Source organism: Spirosoma panaciterrae DSM 21099, from assembly GCF_000374025.1.
GTDB classification, from domain to species: Bacteria; Bacteroidota; Bacteroidia; order Cytophagales; family Spirosomataceae; genus Spirosoma; species Spirosoma panaciterrae.
The window spans coordinates 164,951-183,019 of record NZ_KB893175.1 but is presented as its reverse complement, the minus strand read 5'-3'; the positions used below and the strand labels follow the sequence as shown (position 1 = coordinate 183,019).

Sequence of the window (18,069 nt, the reverse complement as noted above, 5' to 3'; positions counted from 1 at the left end):
ATTAAACCTAAACAGATTGTGCGCTTTGCTTAGCAATGGTCTCTGGAACCAAAGGCCATTACTGACGTCTTCCATGAGGGTACTTTCTCATGGATCAATACGGATCGTTACTTGATGCTACAGCGCATTTCGCTGGGAATAGATCGAGTTTTCCTGAGTTGGTGGCAATGGCTGAATGGCATCAGCCCGACCTGGTACGTCGACGTAATCCCCCTCAACCCGATTCAATACCGTCAGAATGGGTTGATTCGTTACCCGGACATACATACTCAGTAGTTGTTTCTCGGCCCTTGCCCACGGGCTGTTTGCATCAATTACAAGTAGGGATAAAGCGCTGCTTTTGAGCAGATAAACTGGAATTTGATTATTGATAAGGGCAGGCAATTCAAGGATAATCCGATCAAACTGCGAAGGCTCAAAGCCCTGCGTATAATCAAGCAGGTAATCGATACCTGTAACATTCATAAAGTCTGGCCGAATCGTATATGGGAAATAGGTGATTCCCCGCTGCTGCGTACGCTGCTCTTTGCCCGTTGCGCGTGGGTAACAATACGCAATCCGTTGATCGGCATTTTCATAAAGTTGGTTCAGCCCATTCGCCACCCAGGTTTTCCCCTGCTTCGAGCGAATACTAAACAAAGTGATAATGGGAGGATAAGGCTTGGTCGTATTTTGCGAAACTTCAATGTTGATGGCATTGAAAAGCTGCTCAAACATACTTCGGGAGGCCATTGTAGCCCGGGTAAAGACCTGGGGCTTCCGAACCGTTGGAAAGATCGCTGATACAGGCATTCCGATCATGGCTTCGGCTTGTTCGGGCGACTTGATTCGTTTATCCATCCAGAACCGGAGGGCAGTTAGTAATAATGCCAAAAACAACCCTACTCCGAAGCCAATAGCAACCAGTTGCCAGCGCTTGGAAGGTTGAGGAAGCAACGGAAAATCGGGAGCATCCAGAATCTCCAGTGTTCCCCCAATGGATACATCCTGCCGACGGGTTTTCGACTGATCTACATTCTGTAACAAGTCGAAGTACTCTTTTTCGGCTACTGCCAAATCCCGATTCAACTGACGAAGCTGCGACCCCAACGGACCATACTCATTGGTTTTGGCATCGTATTCGTTCATCCGCTTCTTGTACAACTCCAGCCGAGCCGACGATTCTTCATATTCTAACGATTTAGCCAGTCGGTCGTTGGCTATGGTTTGAGCCGGAATAGCGTCGGTCGAATTGGTGGCGGCATCATATTTCTGAGCGCTGATTTTTAGGTCTTCCGAAGCTTTGTTGACCATCGCCTGCAACTGATCAAGGGTTGCTTTCGATTGTCCGTATGCTTTGGCATTGGCAAGTTTGTTTTCAGCATCCGCCAGTTTTTTTTGCTTTTCACTCAGATCATTATTTGCCGAGCGAATGCTGCCCTGCTGGCCCATCCGCTGATTGAGCGCATCCAGCGATGCTTTAGCCGCATTTCTTCGCATCAACTCATGGTTGTATTCCGTCTGCAACGCTTCACGCGAGGCCGCTACGTTTTTGGCTTCCTCGTCATAATCCAGTACCTGGTGGTTCTCGCTGAAATTACGTAGAGCGGTTTCGGCCTGTGCCAGCTTTTCTTTCGCCTTTTCCAGTTTTGATTCGTAATACCCAATTACGGAGTTGGTTTCAGAGGTTTTAAGCGTTGCGTAGCGCTGGTTGAGGAATTCGATTGCGTAGTGCAATGTACGCTGTGCTACGCCCGGGTCGTCGGCCTCATACTCCATCTGGAGTACATCATTGGTATTTTTACGGGGAGTAGCTTTAATGGCTTCACCTAGATGCTGGATCGAATAGTACGAATCCGATTTCATCAACAGGCTTTTGATCGGGTTACTGTACTGCGATTTGGCCAAACTATCAATCGTCCGCCGTAACAGAGCAGAATCGGCAGCGATAAACAACAAGTTTTCAAAACCAGGCGTAATGGCTTTATGCAATTGCTGAAACCCGGCATCGCGCAATACCAGCGTGTCAGGATGTTGTAGTCGCAAATGATCCGTCAGCAGACTAACAGCCACCTGAATTAACGTTTCGCGCGAGTTGAGCGTAGTAAGAATGTTGTCTATAGCACTGGCCGACCGATCCTGAAAAGCACTCTGCCGGTCCGACAGTAGGGAATAGCGCGAAACCAAACCCGTGTATAATGTTGCCTGCGATTTATAAACTTTAGGTTGATTTCGAGTAACAATAAAAGCCGTTCCTGCCGCCACAACCGGAATAAGAATGAACCAGAGCAAATGCTGTTTCAGCAGACGCAAAAAAACTTCGATTGTCATACCCTTTCCCTTAATTACGTTTCAAACGCTGAATCGGCATTCCCATTAACGCTTCGAAATAGCGTACATTCTTAATGAAATTACCTTTGGCCTGTTCTGATGCTGTTTTTGCCTGAACATATCGGCTGGTAGTGGCGGCCATTACGTCGGCGGTTATTCTCCCTTTTTGAATGTCGGCCTCCCCTACCCGAAGGGCTGTCAGCGAAGCCTGCTCATCGATAAGAAGAATTTTCAACAGCTGCTGTGAGGTAATCATGTCCTGATAAACCCCGATCAAATCCCGCTTCAACTGCAACTCGATGGTTTCTTTCTGAACCACTGCAGCTCTGTAATTGGAATAGGCCTGCCGAACCTGGTGTTTGCGCCCAAAAAGTTCATATAGTGGAAGCCGTACATCGACGCCTACACGATAGCCGTTGGTAATTTGCCCAATTGTACCCTGCCCGGGCAGTTTGGAGTCTCCTGATGAAACCAGCAATTGGTTCCCTCCAGAATAGTTGGCAAAGCCGGATACGTTTTGTAGAATCTGCAGTTTAGCCACTTCATGTGCTTCACTCAATGAGTTGGCCACTTCATTTTGATATTTAATCAGCGGGGAGTGCGAGGCAGCAATTTTCACTAAATCTTCGAATGGCAGCAATTGCCCCGCTACATCCTGATTAATGTCGAGATACAAGGTGTCATCGGCTAGTCCCGACGAAGCGCCAAAGGATACCATCCCTCGTGCATTACGGTTTTGACCGAAACCTGTTGTTACTGAAAGTAGCCCAATGAGAAAAAATAGACTAACTCGACAACCTATATTTAAATTAAAGTTTACTAAACGGCATACCATTTTGAAAAAATTTACACGAATCTATCTCCGCAGCAATCTACCGATAAGTCTACAATTGTCTTATTCCGACAATTTATTATGCATTATTAAGCTAATTTATATCGTTTAACTAATTAGCTTGTTGTTTACCCACTTGAGCAGGCTGTTTATCTCTTTTGACTCCTTAAATTCGGCTTTGTCACACACCAGTCTAAAGCCAGCCCCTACAAACTAGGGGGCCTGCGCATCAGGTGACCCTGTATGGGGTGTATGCATAAAGCGTTTAAAAGCTTTACGAATGTTCAGTAAGGCCTTTACAAAACTTAGCAGCAATACAGGTATAAATAAAAATTCGCGTATACTTACTCGTTTCCATAAATAAGCAGGCACTGATAGAATCAAACTGACACTCATCACCAGCAACAGGACAAGCGGAATCTGCCAAAGTAGCGGGTAGGGTGTCAGAAAACCGACTAAGAGCCCTAAAAGCAACAATCCCAGCAAAAGGATTTTTGGCAAAATAACTGCCTGAATAATCTTAAGGCCACTGGCAACACGTCCCTGTAAAATCTCCTGTATGCCTTTCCAGAAATAGAATTTAATAAACTGCCACTGAGCGGCAATCCAGCGGGTACGCTGATTCTGAAATACCGCCCGATGGGCTACTTTCTCATCATAAATGTAGGCATCTTCGAGATAAGCAATTTTACACCCGCTCAACACAATGTTGGTTTCCAGTTCTTTATCATATCCACCCATCGTATGCTGGGTCGACATAGCCTCTTTCATAAGCCTGGGCTCAAAGGCCATCCCCGAACCGATTGTAGCCGACGATAAGCCTAAAACCCGACTACCTTTCCGGAAAATATGGTTGTTTATCTCTTCACTAATGGCGTCCAGAATAGCCACACTGGTGTTGCTATTTTTAGCCACCCGATGCCCTTGAACCGCTCGCCATCCCTGTTCAAAAGCGGTATTGATACGAGCCAAAAAATCCGGTGCCATATGGTTATCGGCATCAGATACTACAAGTATATCATATTGCTCAAGTGGCAACCTCGATAAAGCCGCATTGATTGCCTTGGCAACCGTCGAAACGTCGAATGAGACTTCAAGTACCTTGATTGGAAACGTAGCTAATTGGGCGAGTGTCTGTGGCAAAAAGGAATCAGCTATTACAATAAGCTCAAGTCGGTCTGCCGGGTATTGCTGCTTCAGATTTTCAGTCACCGACTCTAAAATGACGGCATCTTCTTTGTAAGCCGGAATCAGTACACCAATTTTTCGGAATGTAAGCGGACTTGATACTGGGTTACGGTCATCCGCTTTGCCCAACCGACCAGCGATAGCAAACACGGCCCAGTACAAGACATTCACTACAATATATCCTAAAAAAATGCAATACAGACTATAAATAACTGACATAAAGCAATGACGATATTCAATTTGTACAGAAAGCTTTACTGAACAAAAAAGCAAACCGATTTACACATGAATTAGTAAACGAGGGAAAATTGGCAGGCAGATTTCCTTACTCTGAACGATTCTGAATCCCCTTCCGCCTGTTTACAATTCTGCGGGTGTAGGTCAGCCCGTTAGTTGTTCGGCCGGGTCGTTTTTCGTAGGATAGCCCTTTCATCTTTAAGACCAGCGTTTCGTTACCAAGTCACATAAAACAACGCAACCAAAACGACTTGCGCTCCGTATATATGGGCATGCGCTACATTGTTGTTTTCGCCCAGGCAGAAATTGGCTACGCGGTGGGGTTCGACAACTCCGCCGATGCTGTTGATTTTTTGTACTGGGGCTACGAAGAATATGACTTAATCCCCTACGGCATCTTCGATGTACTGACGGGCGAAGTGTGGCCATACGAACATCGGGGAGAGCGGGTAGTCGACGTCGATGATGAATTAATTAGCCGAACAGCCAAAGATTATTTAAAATCAGCCATTCGGCAAACGAAATAGCCCTGTAGGGAGAATTAGGGAATATATAGGCTGAATTACAGGCGAACGTAAATCAGCTCTTTACAATCAAAAAGCCGACCGTTGATGAATGGTCGGCTTTTTTTGATTATGCGGAGCCGTTATACGGCCAGAATATCTTTCTCTTTGGCCACGAACGTCTCGTCGATTCGAGCGATGAAAGCGTCTGTTAATTTCTGAACACGCTCCTCACCAACCTTTACGGCATCTTCCGAAACCCCATCTTTCACGAGCTTGCGGATGTCTTCGTTGGTGTCTTTACGGATGTTGCGAACGTTTACTTTAGCAACTTCGACCTCCTGTTTTACTTTTTTGACAAGGTCGCGACGGCGCTCTTCAGTAAGCGGTGGAATATTTAAGCGAATTAACTCTCCGTCGTTGCTCGGCGATAAGCCAAGGTTCGAATTACGGATGGCTTTTTCAACTTCGCCGATCAGTTTTTTCTCGAAAGGCTTCACCGCAATCGTACGTGCATCGGGCGTCGTTACGGAGGCTACCTGATTAAGTGGTGTCATAACCCCATAGTATTCGACCTGAATTCCGTCTAACATTTGGGGTGACGCTTTACCGGCGCGGATTTTTGTTAACTCGATGGCCAGGTGTTTTAGGGCCTTTTCCATCGTGTCCTTTGCATCATCGAGAAATAGCTCGATCTCTTCCATATAGTTTTTAATTTTGAATGAGTGAATAGTTGACTGACTGAATAAGTGTAGCGATGACTATTCAATCAGTCAACTATTTAATCATTCCATCCTTATAGTTTAGTCGTAACCAGTGTACCGACACTATCATCGCCCTGAATCAACCGGAGCAGACTGCCCTGATTGTTCATGTTAAAGACGATGATCGGCAGATTATTTTCCTGACAAAGCGTAAAGGCAGTAAGGTCCATAACGCTCAATTTCTTTTCGTAAACGTCGTCGAAGGTGATTGTCGTATACCGAACGGCTGTTTTGTCCTTCATAGGGTCGGCCGAATAGATACCATCTACTTTGGTGCCTTTCAAAACGACATCGGCCTCCACTTCAATGGCTCGTAATGCCGCCGTGGAATCGGTAGTGAAATAAGGATTGCCCGTTCCGGCTCCGAATATAACAACCCGACCTTTTTCGAGATGCCGGACAGCCCGACGACGAACGTAAGGTTCACAAACCTGTTCCATTTTGATGGCCGACATCACGCGGGTATACATACCGTGTTTCTCCAGCGAACTCTGGATAGCCATAGCATTGATGACGGTTGCCAGCATACCCATGTAATCACCCTGCACACGGTCGATGCCTGACCGCTCTCCCGAAACGCCCCGAAAGATATTTCCCCCACCAATGACAATAGCGACCTGTACGCCCAGATCAACAATTTGTTTGATTTCTTTGCTGTATTGTTCAAGCACATTTGGGTCGATATTATACCCATTAGGCCCAGCCAATGCCTCCCCACTCAGTTTGAGCAGGATGCGTTTATACTTTGTCTGTGATGTCATGAAGGGAAGTTTTGCGGGCAAAGATAGGAAAAGGGAGGAAAGGGAAGAAGGAAGGAAAGGAGAAAAGGACTGAGATTTTACCAGATGGCTTTGCTTTACTCCTTTCATTCGTTTCTCCTTTCGTCCTCTTCAGTCGTTGATCAGGCTTCCTGCCAAAGCGTCTTTATGCGACTCATATCGCGTTTCATTGCCGCAAACACTTCATTTTTAGGCACCGAAATCGTGGTTTTGCCGTGTTCAGCTCCCCCTACTGGATATTCGATATGGAGGGTGATCGGTACGTTTACAGCGTGCTTTTTTAAGTAAGCAAAATAGGTTTTGAAATCGATCATCCCTTCGCCAATGGGTACATCCTGCACGACCCATTTATCGCCCTTTTTCGCCCAATGGAAATCTTTCAGGGTAATGGCTTTGATCTGTGGCAAGATTAACCTTAGTCCATTGGGCCAGGCGGTACCCCCCTCGACCGTTGCGTGTCGGATATCGTATTGTACACCCATATGCTGCGGATTGGCTTTCTGGAGAATTTTCCAGATCTCCCAAATGTCGGACCCTACCAGTACACCAGCATGGTTCTGGTAACAGCCAATCAGATTGAGCGCTTTATTCAACTCGGCCAACGCCTGAATCTGATTCTGATATTGCTGGATCGACGCGGGCAGCGAACGTTTCTCGTCGTATTGATACCAGGCCATCCGATACGCCTGAAACCCAAGTCTGGCGGCTGTTTTCAAAAGACGCTGATCAACAGGGCTGGTGGCATCGCCAACAGCGGTGGTCATGAGTCGGGGAGGAAGCCCCGCTTTTCGGAGAGCTTCCGCAGCTTTAGGGAGTTCCTCTTCCACTCGCTCTGGACGCACATGTCCGTCGGGCCGTACGGTCAGGTCCACGCCTGCAAACCCCATACTGGCGGCCGCATCCGCCATGTCCGTATAATTCAGAAACTGCAGATGTTTGGAGAATATATGGATCGGTGGCACCACGGCGTCATCGGTTGGCAGGTTCGTATCAGATGCCGAAACGACTTCGGGCCATATCGGTAACATCCCTGCGGCTAAAGCGGTCTGGGTCAAAAAACGACGACGGGTATAGTGCGTATCCATACCTTCTAAATACCCGATCAGGAAAATTCTACCAATACCTGCCCTTTTTCAACCCGATCTCCTTTAGCGACCCGAATGGCTTTGATGCTCCCGGCGCCCGGTGCTTTCAGTACGTTTTCCATTTTCATCGCTTCCAGAATCAGCAGACTATCGCCCTTGTTGATGGTATCACCAGGTTGTACATTTATGCCAACGATCAATCCGGGCATCGGCGCTTTCAACTCATTCACTTTCGTGCTGGCGGCACTACTCATGCCCATTTTTTCGAGCAGTAAATCGAAGCGATCTTTTAGCTGAACCTGATGAATGTGGCCATTGATTTTCAGGCTTACCAACTTCTCGGCAGCATTTATATCCAGAATTTCAGCGTTGTAAGAACGATTCTGATGAAGAATATGAAAGGTTCGATCGGATAACTTCGCTAAATCCCAGGCAAATGGTTCCCCATTCAAGAGCGGACTGCCTGAACTAAAATCAATCGTGAATGTGGTTTCATCGGTTAGGGCAGCGGTGTACATAATCGGGATACGTTTTACGGTTGGCGTTGGCAGACACATCATCATACCAGAGACTACAAACATCAAACTTATTTATTCACCAGCCAAATTCCCAGCAGGCAAATACCCATTCCCGCAAATTGTACGGCATAAATAGTTTCGCCATCCAATACTCCCCACATCAGTGCCACAATTGGGATGAGATACGTTACCGAAGCCGCAAATAAAGGGGAGGCCAGTTGCACGACCCGGTTAAAAAAAATAGACATGAGCCCAGAACCGAACACCCCAAGCGTGGCTAAAGCGGCCAGTGACCAGTTATTTTTCACATCAACGACCCGGCTCAAAAAATCCGTTGGAATAAGGGTAAACAGGGCAATAGGACCCGCAAATGCAAACAACCAGGCTGTTGATACCAGGGCCGGCAGATGACTCAGGTAACGTCCGATCAGGTTTGTATTCAGCCCATAACAGATCGTAGCCAGCACAACCAGCAGGGCATATCCATTAAACTGAAACGACCCCGTAGCACTGAAAAATACCAGCAGTAGCGAACCCGCCAACCCTAACAAAATACCTGCCACCTGCCGAACCCGGAGCGGTTGACCAAAAACCAATCCACCCAGAATCAGGGTAAACAACGGGCTAAGTGAATTCAAGGCTCCGGCCAAAGAACTGTTCAGATGTGCTCCTGCTTCGGCAAACAGAAAAGCCGGAACAACAAAGCCAATTACGCCCGACGCCAGCAAGGCCATCCACCGATGCCGAACGGCTACCCGAACAGCAGACTGGCTACTTTGCCTTGTCAGAAAAGGGAGAAAGAAAACTAAGGCAAACACCAATCGGCCAGCGGCTACCTGTTCTGGCGGAAACGCTACCAGACTACGCTTAATCAATATGAATGAACTCCCCCAAACCAGTGCCAGTGCCCCAAGCAGTAGCCAGGCCATCAATGGCCGCTTGTGCAGTTGGACAACAGGCGGTTCGGTAGTCATATTTTTCAAGTAACAGGAGCGAGGATAAGTGCCAGGAGAAAACGGGCATCAGCAGTTCCTGGTACTTATGCTCGCTCCGGCTTTTAGGCTAAAAGAATTTCTTCTGAATAATGGTCAGCGATTTCATCCAGTACGGCACTCACTCCACTATAGGTGTCGGTAGTCACCAAACGCATCCGGTAAGGTTTGAAATCGGGCAGTCCTTTGAAGTAATTGGCATAGTGACGGCGCATTTCGAAAAGGCCAACGATTTCGCCCTTCCAGCGAATCGAGAAATCGAGGTGTTGACGGCAAACCGCTACCCGGTCGGCAATAGTTGGTGCAGGAAGATGCTGGCCCGTTTGGGCAAAGTGCTTTATTTCGTTAAAAATCCAGGGATACCCAATACTGGCCCGGCCAATCATGACACCATCCACCCCATAGCGGTTCTTATACTCAATCGCTTTTTCGGGCGAATCGATATCCCCGTTACCAAATATTGGAATATGAATACGCGGGTTGTCCTTAATACGGCCAATGAGGGTCCAGTCAGCTTCGCCCTTGTACATCTGCGCCCGTGTTCGCCCATGGATGGTCAGCGCCTTAATGCCGACATCCTGCAACCGCTCGGCAACTTCACCCACATTTTTTGTTGAATCATCCCATCCCAGTCGGGTTTTTACCGTTACGGGCAGTTGGGTGGCTTTCACCACCGCTTCGGTCATTCGGGCCATTTTAGGAATGTCCTGAAGGAGGGCTGCCCCCGCTCCCCGGCACGCCACATTCTTAACTGGGCAACCATAATTTATATCGATCAGATCGGGGCTTACCCGACTGGCTATTCGGGCACACTCGCCCATGGTTTCTACATCCGACCCGAAAAGCTGAATCCCAATAGGGCGTTCATATTCAAAGATATCCAGTTTCTGAACGCTTTTTGCCGCATCCCGAATTAAGCCTTCCGACGAAATAAATTCCGTGTACATCAGATCGGCTCCGTTGGCTTTGCAAACCGCCCGAAACGGCGGGTCGCTGACATCTTCCATAGGAGCCAACAGCAACGGGAAATCTGGCAGTTGTATAGTACCAATCGTGACCACTCAGGTATTGATTTGTGAAGTATGATAACAAATTTACGATTTGTAGCCTTATTTGGTTCCGTTATTTGCCGATACAGGTAGTTCATAGATCGTCATTCGTACACCATACGTCCGTATATTTACACAAATTATGCAACCCGTTTACCCTTCAGGAACCTCCAACTCCCGTCCTCCTACGCTTGGCGGCCTTATTATGCTCGTCGGTTTTATCCTCATGGGAGGTGTTGTCAGTACGTATTTGCTGTTCGGGCTGCTGGCCGCTACCCGTGGGCTGGATTTTGAGAAAACGCAGGCTTATCTGCAATCGCTGGCCGCCAACCCGATGTCGGTACCGGATAGCTGGTATGAACTTATGCTCCTCCAGGCCATCAACCACATGGGTACTTTCCTGCTGCCTTCGCTGATTTACTGGTATTTTATTGAGCGCCGTTCGTGGGGACAGTTCAACGATCGGCCTGTTTCGGCTGTAGCCGGCTTTAGTCTGGTTGCTCTGATTGTTGTAGCGTTCATGCCGTTTGATGGGCTTATCATCGAATGGAACCAGAATCTGCACCTGCCCGAAACACTGGCTCCCATTGAGCAATGGATGCGCGATCAGGAAAAGAAGCTAAACGGTATTACGCAATACCTGACCACGTTTAAATCGACGGGTCAACTGCTTATTGCGCTTTTGGTCGTGGCTGTTATCCCGGCTATTGGCGAAGAAGTCCTGTTTCGGGGAATTTTACAGCGCAACTTCAGCTACTGGACCCGAAATGCACACGTAGGGATCTGGCTGGCGGCTGCGCTGTTTAGTGCCATTCACGTGCAGTTTCTGGGTTTTTTTCCACGTATGCTTCTGGGGGCGTTGTTTGGGTATCTTTATTTATGGTCGGGTAACCTTTGGGTACCTATTTTAGCCCATTTTGTGAATAACGGGTTTACTGTATTCATGGTCTATCTGTATCAGCAAAAAGTTACCTCTATGAACATCGAAAGTACAGAGTCGGTACCAATTCTGGCTTCGCTGGCCGGGGCGGTTGTTACAGCCGGGCTCTTGTATTATTTCCAAAAAAGTAATTCTATACAAACGTAATGCAGAGACACCATGCTTAACCTCAGCAAATCATCCGGTCATGAGACGCCCAATCTGGTATCTCTACAATCTTAAAACAGAATGAACGAAAACTGGGAATCTATTTACGTAACTCCGCTGCCTCACCGGGCCGAACTGGTTAAAGCGCTGCTTCTGGAACATGATATTCCGGCAGTGGTCGTAAATAAACTAAGCAGTAGTTATCCGACTATCGGGTGGGGAAAAGGTGAGGTTGAGGTTCATGTACCGGCCAAGGATGCCATTCTGGCCAAAGTTATTTTAGAGAATGAGGCAACGTTTAGCTAATATGACCAATTTGCAGCAACGAGTAATTGCGGCTATAATTGGAGTTCCGTTTATTTTATTCATGATTTGGTACGCAGACTGGACATTTGCCCTCCTGTTCTGCGTAATCAGTGCATTGACCCAGCGCGAATTTTATCGGTTGTTAGGGCTGGACGGTTTCGAACCCCTTACCGCCTACGGCACATTGGTGGGCTGTATGATCTGTGTGCTGGCTTATTTTGTTGAAACTGACCAGATCGGGATGGGCAACTATTTTCTGATTTGCCCGGCTTCGTCGATGATCTTCCTGATAAAGCTCTATAAAAAGCGGGATATGAAACCCTTTACCAACATTGGTTTCACCTTTCTGGGTATCATTTATGTAGCCATGCCTTTCGCCCTGCTGATTATTCTTGCTCTGCGGGGTGGTGGGTTTCATCCAATGATTATTACGGGTTGCCTCCTCCTGTTATGGGCCAGCGACATCGGGGCTTATTTCGCGGGAACTAAGTTTGGACGACGAAAACTATTTGAGCGCGTATCGCCCAAGAAATCCTGGGAAGGTGCCTTAGGTGGCGCTGCTGCCGCCACCCTTATTGCGTCAGGACTGGCTCTTTATGCCAATGAGCTTCAACCCTGGCAATGGTATTGTGTGGGGGCCATTATTGTGGTAACGGGTACGTATGGCGATCTGGTCGAATCGTTATTTAAACGGAGCATTGCCATCAAAGACTCGGGAAGCAGTATTCCGGGACATGGCGGGTTTCTGGATCGTTTCGATGGCTTACTGCTGGCGGCTCCCTTCATTATTACCTTTCTAAAATTATTTGCCTAGCGCTTACCCGTCTACGAAAAAGAACGGTTCCTATAAAAACGCCCGGTTTCAAGCTGAACCGGGCGTTTGCGTTTACCGTAACTGTACTTCTTACTAAAACAAGGTGTTTGGATGCGTACTGAGTTAGATACCAGATCGATCATCAGGTAACGGTTTCCACCGATCCAACCTGCTTATTTTCTGCTTTCCCTGGTTATCATACTCTTCGGATCAATTCGCGCTGGCCATACTTACAGACCCATTTCGATCGGGGGCTAAGTAACTATCCCATTGAATACCGGGAAAAGACCCACTTAAATACCGGGAAGTACTCGTTGCTACACATGTATATCTGTAGATAATTTTGTACCCAGAAAAACTTTCTTTTCAGCTACTCAAGTTAAAACGTCTTAAGTAGTAAGCCCGGCCTGACTAACCGGGCTTTTTTTTACGCTTTCAAGGCGTAGTGGTTCGATTTTGCCCCCTAAACCAGCCCAGGCTAAACAGGTTAGCTTAACTCAGGGGTTAAAAATTTATGATTTAAAAATTCTTAAAAAGCCCTCCGCATCGCATTCATTCTCATGCGTTATCGTACAGAATCGGTAAATTTGTCACCTAAACTTTCTTAAAATTCGGGTAGTCGAAACCATATACTGCCTTTTCCTCGTTTACTTTGTAGTTTATTTGGCGAGTCTATGAAGAAGTCATTGACGTTATTGGTTCTGATTTTGGTGTTAACTGCCTTAACGGGACTCTATTCATCCGTAAAGGCCCAGGGACAGGACCGACAGGTAACGTTCACAGGCTTTATAACGGGAGGCAAAACGAACGAACCGTTACCCGGAGCCTACATTTATATTCCGAAAGCTGGTCGTGGGGTTTTGGCAGCTCCGAACGGGTATTTCGCTCTACCTGTATTTCCGGGCGATAGCGTTATTTTTAGTTATGTTGGCTTTCGCACCCAGTACCATATCATTCCGAACCGCTTATCTGACCTTACGTATTCGGCCGTGGTGGCGTTGCAGGAAGATGTAAAAACCCTGGCAGAAGTGAAAGTGTACCCGTATGCAACGGAAGAACTCTTCAAGGAAGCGTTTGTAAATCTGAAACTTCCAGATGAAAAAGAGCGGGAGAACTTAGCGAAGAATACAAGTCCGGAAGCCATCATGCGTCAGGCTGCTACGATGCCTATGAGTGCATTGGCCAACCACCAGAACTTCGTTAATCAGCAGTTTTTTGGCCGGGAATCTATTCTTGGACGAAGCTCTGCAACGACGTTTGCCTTCACCAACCCATTTGCTTGGGCTAACTTTATTCGCTCCGTGAAGCGAGGGGATTTTAAAAACAAAGAGTGGCGTAACGAAATCAATAAAGCCCCCCGCGAAAACGTCTCCCGAAAAGATATTTTACAAGACAATAACAATTAGCGCTCCGGGCAAATTTTACTACTTTCCTTACCGTTTCCAGGCATTCAGTTGTAAACCCGTTTCGTCAAAAACGGCATACGTTTTGGCGGCTACCCATTCCCCGAGATTTATGTATCGGCTAGCCTCGTTGACGGCCAGATCAAGGGGTAAGTGCCTGTGTCCAAAGATGTAAAAATCGTGGTGGGTTACGGCCTCTACCTCCCGACAGTACTGCATGAGCCATTCCCGGTCTTCGCCCAGGAACTGCTCCTCCCCTTTTTTCTGATTGCTGATTCGGCTCCGGCGCGACCACGCCTGAGCCAGTCCAATACCCAGATCAGGGTGAACCCAGCGAAAAAGCTGCCGGGCCAGTTTACTTTCAAATACTGTTTTCAGGCGTTTATAAACGAAATCGCCGGGGCCAAGGCCATCACCATGCCCAATCAAAAATCGCTTACCACCGATTTCGTACCGTCGCGGCTCCCGATAGACGGGTATCCCTATTTCTTTTGTGAAGTAATCCTTCATCCACATATCATGATTGCCGGTAAACAAAATAATTTTTATACCGGAATCGGTCAATTCAGCCAATTTACCCTGTAGACGAATGAATCCTTTCGGAATGCTGTGCTTGTATTCGAACCAGAAATCGAACACATCCCCAACCAGAAAAATCACCTCGGCATCGGTGCGGATTGTATCCAGCCAATCAACAACGGCCTGTTCGCGTTCACGACTTTGACTGGGAGATGGTGTACCTAAATGAAAATCAGAAGCAAAATACGCTTTTTGGCCAGGCGGCAATAAAATGGTTTCGATGGCGGACATGGAACGGGTATATTCAGCCGCAAAACTACGCAACGAACGTCGATCTCCCTCATTGGCACCCCCGTTAAGGCTGAGAACTTCGACAGAACCAATCAAATCCAGATAGCCCGATGCTTACTCCGACTCGATTAAAAGCCTGTTACAATCACGCAAAAACATAGTCATCTCTAAAATGGTATTTAAGAAAACGCTAATTTTGGCTTTTCTCCAATCATACCATGAAACTAAAGTCGCTGATAGTTGCTTTACCTGTACTGTGCTTTGCCTGCAGTAACCCTGGCTCAGACACTTCCGATCCGGCCAGCCAAATGGATGCCAGCCCAATTCTGGCCAAAAGACCCACAGGCCTCGCTGCACTCACAACTGATTTTAACTACGACGAACCCTGCAATATTCTGGGTGAAGAATACGTTCGCCAAACGTTCAATCTGGGCGAAACAGTTAAACTGGAAGAAGGACACGAACACGGTGGCTGCGATTTTGCCTGGGAAGGTGGCAGTAAAGTTGTTGTCTCATTTGGTGGTACAAGACCCTACTCCTCAACGTTCATGGCCGAATACCAGTTCGACAAGATGTACCAGGGGAAATCAGACGCTCAGCCTGAACCCGTAGCTGACGTACACGAACAGGAAATGACCAACAGTTCGGAAGGCACGAATCCAGAAGCAATGGTAGCCGACTCAGCCGTTTCGGAGCATCCTGCTACCGAAGATCATCAGCCTACTCATGGTGGTGTTACAGCAGCGACTCCTCACTTAACGGCCCCTGCTGTTAGCAAAGGGAACTTTGAAGCCATAGCCAATGTAGGCGACAAAGCCGTATGGGATGCAACCACGGGTGCCATGCACGTACTGTACAATAACCACATCATCAACGTAACGGTTGAAACGAAAGATAAAGCGGAAGTTAAGAAAGAGCGGGCCGCTTCGTTAGTCGAAGTGATCATCGAGAAGATCAACGAGAACGAATACATCCGTCGTTTATAATCAATATTGTATACCATAAAAAAAGGGACCGAATGACTCGATCCCTTTTTTTATGCCTATAGGTTGGGCACTAGACGACGTTAAAGCGGAATCTGTTCAAACACCACAGCAGGTTGATCGCCATTTTTGAAGGCTTTCCGGGGTCGGATGTTGAGCGTCTGAAATAACTGCTGATCAGCATCTTCGTCCGGGTTAGGCGTTGTCAGGAGCTTGTCCCCGGCAAAGATGGAGTTAGCTCCAGCCAGAAAGCACAAGGCCTGTTCTTCGGTATTCATCCGAACACGACCCGCCGAAAGACGTACCATGGCTTTAGGCATGATAATCCGAGCGGTAGCAATCATCCGAACCATTTCCCAGATCGACACCCGAGGCTGGTCTTCCAGAGGGGTTCCTTCAACGGGAACCAATGCATTGACGGGTACCGATTCGGGGTGCTGGGGTAATGTAGCCAGCGTATGCAGCATTCCGATCCGATCCTGATCCGACTCACCCATACCAATTATTCCCCCCGAGCAGACCGAGATTCCGGCCTTTCGAGCATGGCTAAGCGTATCTAAGCGATCATCGTAGGTGCGGGTTGTAATAATGTCGCCATAATATTCTTCGCTGGTATCGAGGTTATGATTGTAGGCATACAGGCCTGCATCCTTCAATCGCTGTGCCTGACTTTCAGTAAGCATACCGAGTGTGCAGCATACTTCCAGGCCCATTTCGTTGACCCCCTGTACCATTTCGAGTACTTTATCAAAATCTCGATTATCGCGTACCTCACGCCAGGCCGCCCCCATACAGAAACGGGTGCTTCCGGTATCCTTGGCCCGCTGTGCTGCCGTAAGCACTTCGTCGACTTCCATCAGTTTATGCACCTTTACACTGGTATGGTAACGAGCCGCCTGTGGGCAGTAGGCACAATCTTCAGGGCACCCACCCGTCTTGACCGAAAGCAGGGTACAAACCTGCACCTCCTGCGGATCATGGTGTTGTCGGTGAACAGTTGCCGCCCGGTACATTAAGTCCAGAACTGGCGAATTATAAATGTCGGCGATTTCAGCGCGGGTCCAATCGGTACGAAGCATGTCGTTGGCAATGAATTGATTCGAGATGTAACGTGAGTTCGGCATTGGAATGGCAATCCATCAGCAACAGGTACCATTCCCGAATTCAGCTTATGCTGGTAAAAATAGATGCTTCACCCCAATCAGGCAACTTATTTCATACCAAACAGCACCCTCATTGGCTTAAATGGACGAATCAGCATTCTATAGATAGCTATACAGCTACCTAATGACGACAGACTCACCACAAGAAAACCTGTGTAAACGCCCAGGCTGGTGCGCGTCAATACGAAATAGCCGATCAGGACAATGACCGTTTGATGAAGAATGTAAAACGGATAAACAGCCTCATTTAAATAAGGCAGTACAGGTTTACCCTTCCAGGATGGATTATGATTCAGATACTGATACCCATAGGCAATAGTCGCCAGCACCGAAAACCAGGTCAACGCAATCCGTTCGAAGCTGAACAGCGTGGTTAATAGCCTGGAATCATCGATGGTATCCATACTAACAAAGGCCCGAATGCTGTACAGGATTACGGTGAACAGGAGTGTGGCCATCAGATAATAACGGCGCTGCTCAGTAAGTATCTGCCAAAATTCTCGCCGACTGATGAGTACATAGCCCAGCCAGAATAGCAGTAGGTTCTTCATAAAATACGCCCAGTCGTTGACTAATGCGTGCGTTTCATGCGGAAAAAACCCGCCCAACAGTACATCATTCAACCACAAGGCACCAACCAGCCACAGCGCTCCACCGGGTTTGGCGATAAGCCTGCCAATTCGGCCGACAAACCGCTGTCCGTTTTCGCTTTGCAACCAATTGAATACGGGAATACTGAGCAACGAGTATAAAAACAGATAGCATACAAACCAGAGATGATGCCAGCTAAAGGCCCCTCCTTTGCCACCATCCTGATAAGGTTGAAACCGGAACACTTCGGGATAGAAATCGATGTAACTGCCTGTAAAGCGCCCCCGAAATAGCCATTCGATATAAATTTGGGGTGGAACAATCACCAACATACCGAACACCAGCGGAACAAATAACCGCCTTACCCGTTCACCTGCATATGACCTGAACGATCGTTTTTTCAGGGCGAAAAACGTACCCGCTCCCGAAATAAAAAACAGTAGGGGCATCCGCCACAGATGCAACCATCGCATTACCTCCTCCATGACCTGGCTGTGATGAGCGCTTTTAATATGCCAGCCCCACGACACATAGATCATGCCTGTATGGTAAAAAAGTAACGTCACAATGGCGATAACCCGCAACCAGTCGAGGTCGTACCGTCGTGTTGCTGAAACCAGATGAGCCGTAGAAACAGATTGAGGTTTCATCATCG

The 18,069-nt window shown here is 47.6% G+C and carries 18 protein-coding genes; 6 read left to right on the top strand and 12 right to left on the bottom strand.

What is annotated here, in order from left to right; translation table 11 throughout:
• Positions 1 to 117: 117 nt before the first annotated feature.
• The 3 genes from B153_RS0107435 to B153_RS0107425 all read right to left on the bottom strand — a co-directional run bounded on the left by B153_RS0107435 (position 118) and on the right by B153_RS0107425 (position 4,549).
• Positions 118 to 2,310 (bottom strand): GumC family protein, encoded by a 2,193-nt coding sequence (locus B153_RS0107435; protein WP_020596064.1) that lies wholly within the window; start codon positions 2,308 to 2,310, stop codon positions 118 to 120.
• A 10-nt stretch (positions 2,311 to 2,320) separates the two neighbouring features.
• Positions 2,321 to 3,028 carry a TolC family protein gene (locus tag B153_RS0107430; protein ID WP_020596063.1) on the bottom strand — a complete coding sequence of 236 codons (708 nt, stop codon included), beginning with the start codon at positions 3,026 to 3,028 and terminating at the stop codon, positions 2,321 to 2,323.
• A gap of 327 nt (positions 3,029 to 3,355) precedes the next feature.
• Positions 3,356 to 4,549, bottom strand: coding sequence for a glycosyltransferase family 2 protein (locus tag B153_RS0107425; RefSeq protein WP_020596062.1), 1,194 nt, complete (start codon positions 4,547 to 4,549; stop codon positions 3,356 to 3,358).
• A 269-nt stretch (positions 4,550 to 4,818) separates the two neighbouring features.
• Here B153_RS0107425 and B153_RS0107420 point away from each other — a divergent pair, with 269 nt between their 5' ends.
• Entirely contained in the window at positions 4,819 to 5,094 is a 276-nt protein-coding gene (locus tag B153_RS0107420; protein ID WP_245564844.1) for a hypothetical protein, read from the top strand.
• A 119-nt stretch (positions 5,095 to 5,213) separates the two neighbouring features.
• Here B153_RS0107420 and frr read toward each other — a convergent pair whose 3' ends face one another.
• The 6 genes from frr to dusB form a co-directional block, all read right to left on the bottom strand.
• Positions 5,214 to 5,774, bottom strand: coding sequence for a ribosome recycling factor (frr, locus tag B153_RS0107415; protein ID WP_020596060.1), 561 nt, complete (start codon positions 5,772 to 5,774; stop codon positions 5,214 to 5,216).
• 92 nt (positions 5,775 to 5,866) lie between these two features.
• Positions 5,867 to 6,595: a UMP kinase gene (pyrH, locus tag B153_RS0107410; protein WP_020596059.1), complete on the bottom strand. Its 729-nt coding sequence runs from the start codon at positions 6,593 to 6,595 to the stop codon at positions 5,867 to 5,869.
• Between the two features lie 140 nt (positions 6,596 to 6,735).
• Positions 6,736 to 7,698: a sugar phosphate isomerase/epimerase family protein gene (locus tag B153_RS0107405; RefSeq protein WP_020596058.1), complete on the bottom strand. Its 963-nt coding sequence runs from the start codon at positions 7,696 to 7,698 to the stop codon at positions 6,736 to 6,738.
• A 17-nt stretch (positions 7,699 to 7,715) separates the two neighbouring features.
• Positions 7,716 to 8,216, bottom strand: a complete 501-nt coding sequence (locus tag B153_RS0107400) for an acyl-CoA carboxylase biotin carboxyl carrier protein subunit (RefSeq protein ID WP_020596057.1) — start codon at positions 8,214 to 8,216, stop codon at positions 7,716 to 7,718.
• Positions 8,217 to 8,284: 68 nt separating this feature from the next.
• On the bottom strand, positions 8,285 to 9,190 hold the full coding sequence (locus B153_RS0107395; protein ID WP_020596056.1) for a DMT family transporter: 906 nt from the start codon (positions 9,188 to 9,190) through the stop codon (positions 8,285 to 8,287).
• 83 nt (positions 9,191 to 9,273) lie between these two features.
• On the bottom strand, positions 9,274 to 10,269 hold the full coding sequence (gene dusB, locus B153_RS0107390; protein ID WP_026261972.1) for a tRNA dihydrouridine synthase DusB: 996 nt from the start codon (positions 10,267 to 10,269) through the stop codon (positions 9,274 to 9,276).
• Positions 10,270 to 10,462: 193 nt separating this feature from the next.
• On the opposite strand from dusB, the gene B153_RS0107385 reads away from it, so the two are divergent.
• The 4 genes from B153_RS0107385 (at position 10,463) to B153_RS0107370 (ending at position 13,870) form a co-directional block, all read left to right on the top strand.
• Complete coding sequence (locus B153_RS0107385; protein WP_020596054.1) at positions 10,463 to 11,344, top strand: CPBP family intramembrane glutamic endopeptidase; 882 nt, start codon at positions 10,463 to 10,465, stop codon at positions 11,342 to 11,344.
• Between the two features lie 81 nt (positions 11,345 to 11,425).
• Positions 11,426 to 11,650 (top strand): putative signal transducing protein, encoded by a 225-nt coding sequence (locus B153_RS0107380; RefSeq protein WP_020596053.1) that lies wholly within the window; start codon positions 11,426 to 11,428, stop codon positions 11,648 to 11,650.
• Positions 11,631 to 12,464 (top strand): phosphatidate cytidylyltransferase, encoded by an 834-nt coding sequence (locus B153_RS0107375; RefSeq protein WP_026261971.1) that lies wholly within the window; start codon positions 11,631 to 11,633, stop codon positions 12,462 to 12,464. The genes B153_RS0107380 and B153_RS0107375 overlap by 20 nt, the downstream gene beginning before the upstream one ends.
• Before the next feature lie 674 nt (positions 12,465 to 13,138).
• Positions 13,139 to 13,870 carry a carboxypeptidase-like regulatory domain-containing protein gene (locus B153_RS0107370; protein WP_026261970.1) on the top strand — a complete coding sequence of 244 codons (732 nt, stop codon included), beginning with the start codon at positions 13,139 to 13,141 and terminating at the stop codon, positions 13,868 to 13,870.
• 27 nt (positions 13,871 to 13,897) lie between these two features.
• On the opposite strand, the gene B153_RS0107365 is transcribed toward B153_RS0107370, so the two are convergent.
• Positions 13,898 to 14,677 carry a UDP-2,3-diacylglucosamine diphosphatase gene (locus tag B153_RS0107365; protein ID WP_026261969.1) on the bottom strand — a complete coding sequence of 260 codons (780 nt, stop codon included), beginning with the start codon at positions 14,675 to 14,677 and terminating at the stop codon, positions 13,898 to 13,900.
• A 218-nt stretch (positions 14,678 to 14,895) separates the two neighbouring features.
• Between B153_RS0107365 and B153_RS0107360 the strand changes: the two genes are divergently transcribed.
• Positions 14,896 to 15,663 (top strand): hypothetical protein, encoded by a 768-nt coding sequence (locus B153_RS0107360; protein ID WP_020596049.1) that lies wholly within the window; start codon positions 14,896 to 14,898, stop codon positions 15,661 to 15,663.
• Between the two features lie 80 nt (positions 15,664 to 15,743).
• Here the strand turns inward: B153_RS0107360 and bioB are convergent, their stop codons facing one another.
• Both bioB and B153_RS0107350 read right to left on the bottom strand, forming a co-directional pair.
• Complete coding sequence (gene bioB / locus B153_RS0107355) at positions 15,744 to 16,739, bottom strand: biotin synthase BioB (RefSeq protein WP_040761000.1); 996 nt, start codon at positions 16,737 to 16,739, stop codon at positions 15,744 to 15,746.
• Positions 16,740 to 16,870: 131 nt separating this feature from the next.
• Positions 16,871 to 18,067, bottom strand: a complete 1,197-nt coding sequence (locus B153_RS0107350; protein WP_020596047.1) for an acyltransferase family protein — start codon at positions 18,065 to 18,067, stop codon at positions 16,871 to 16,873.
• Positions 18,068 to 18,069: the final 2 nt, after the last annotated feature.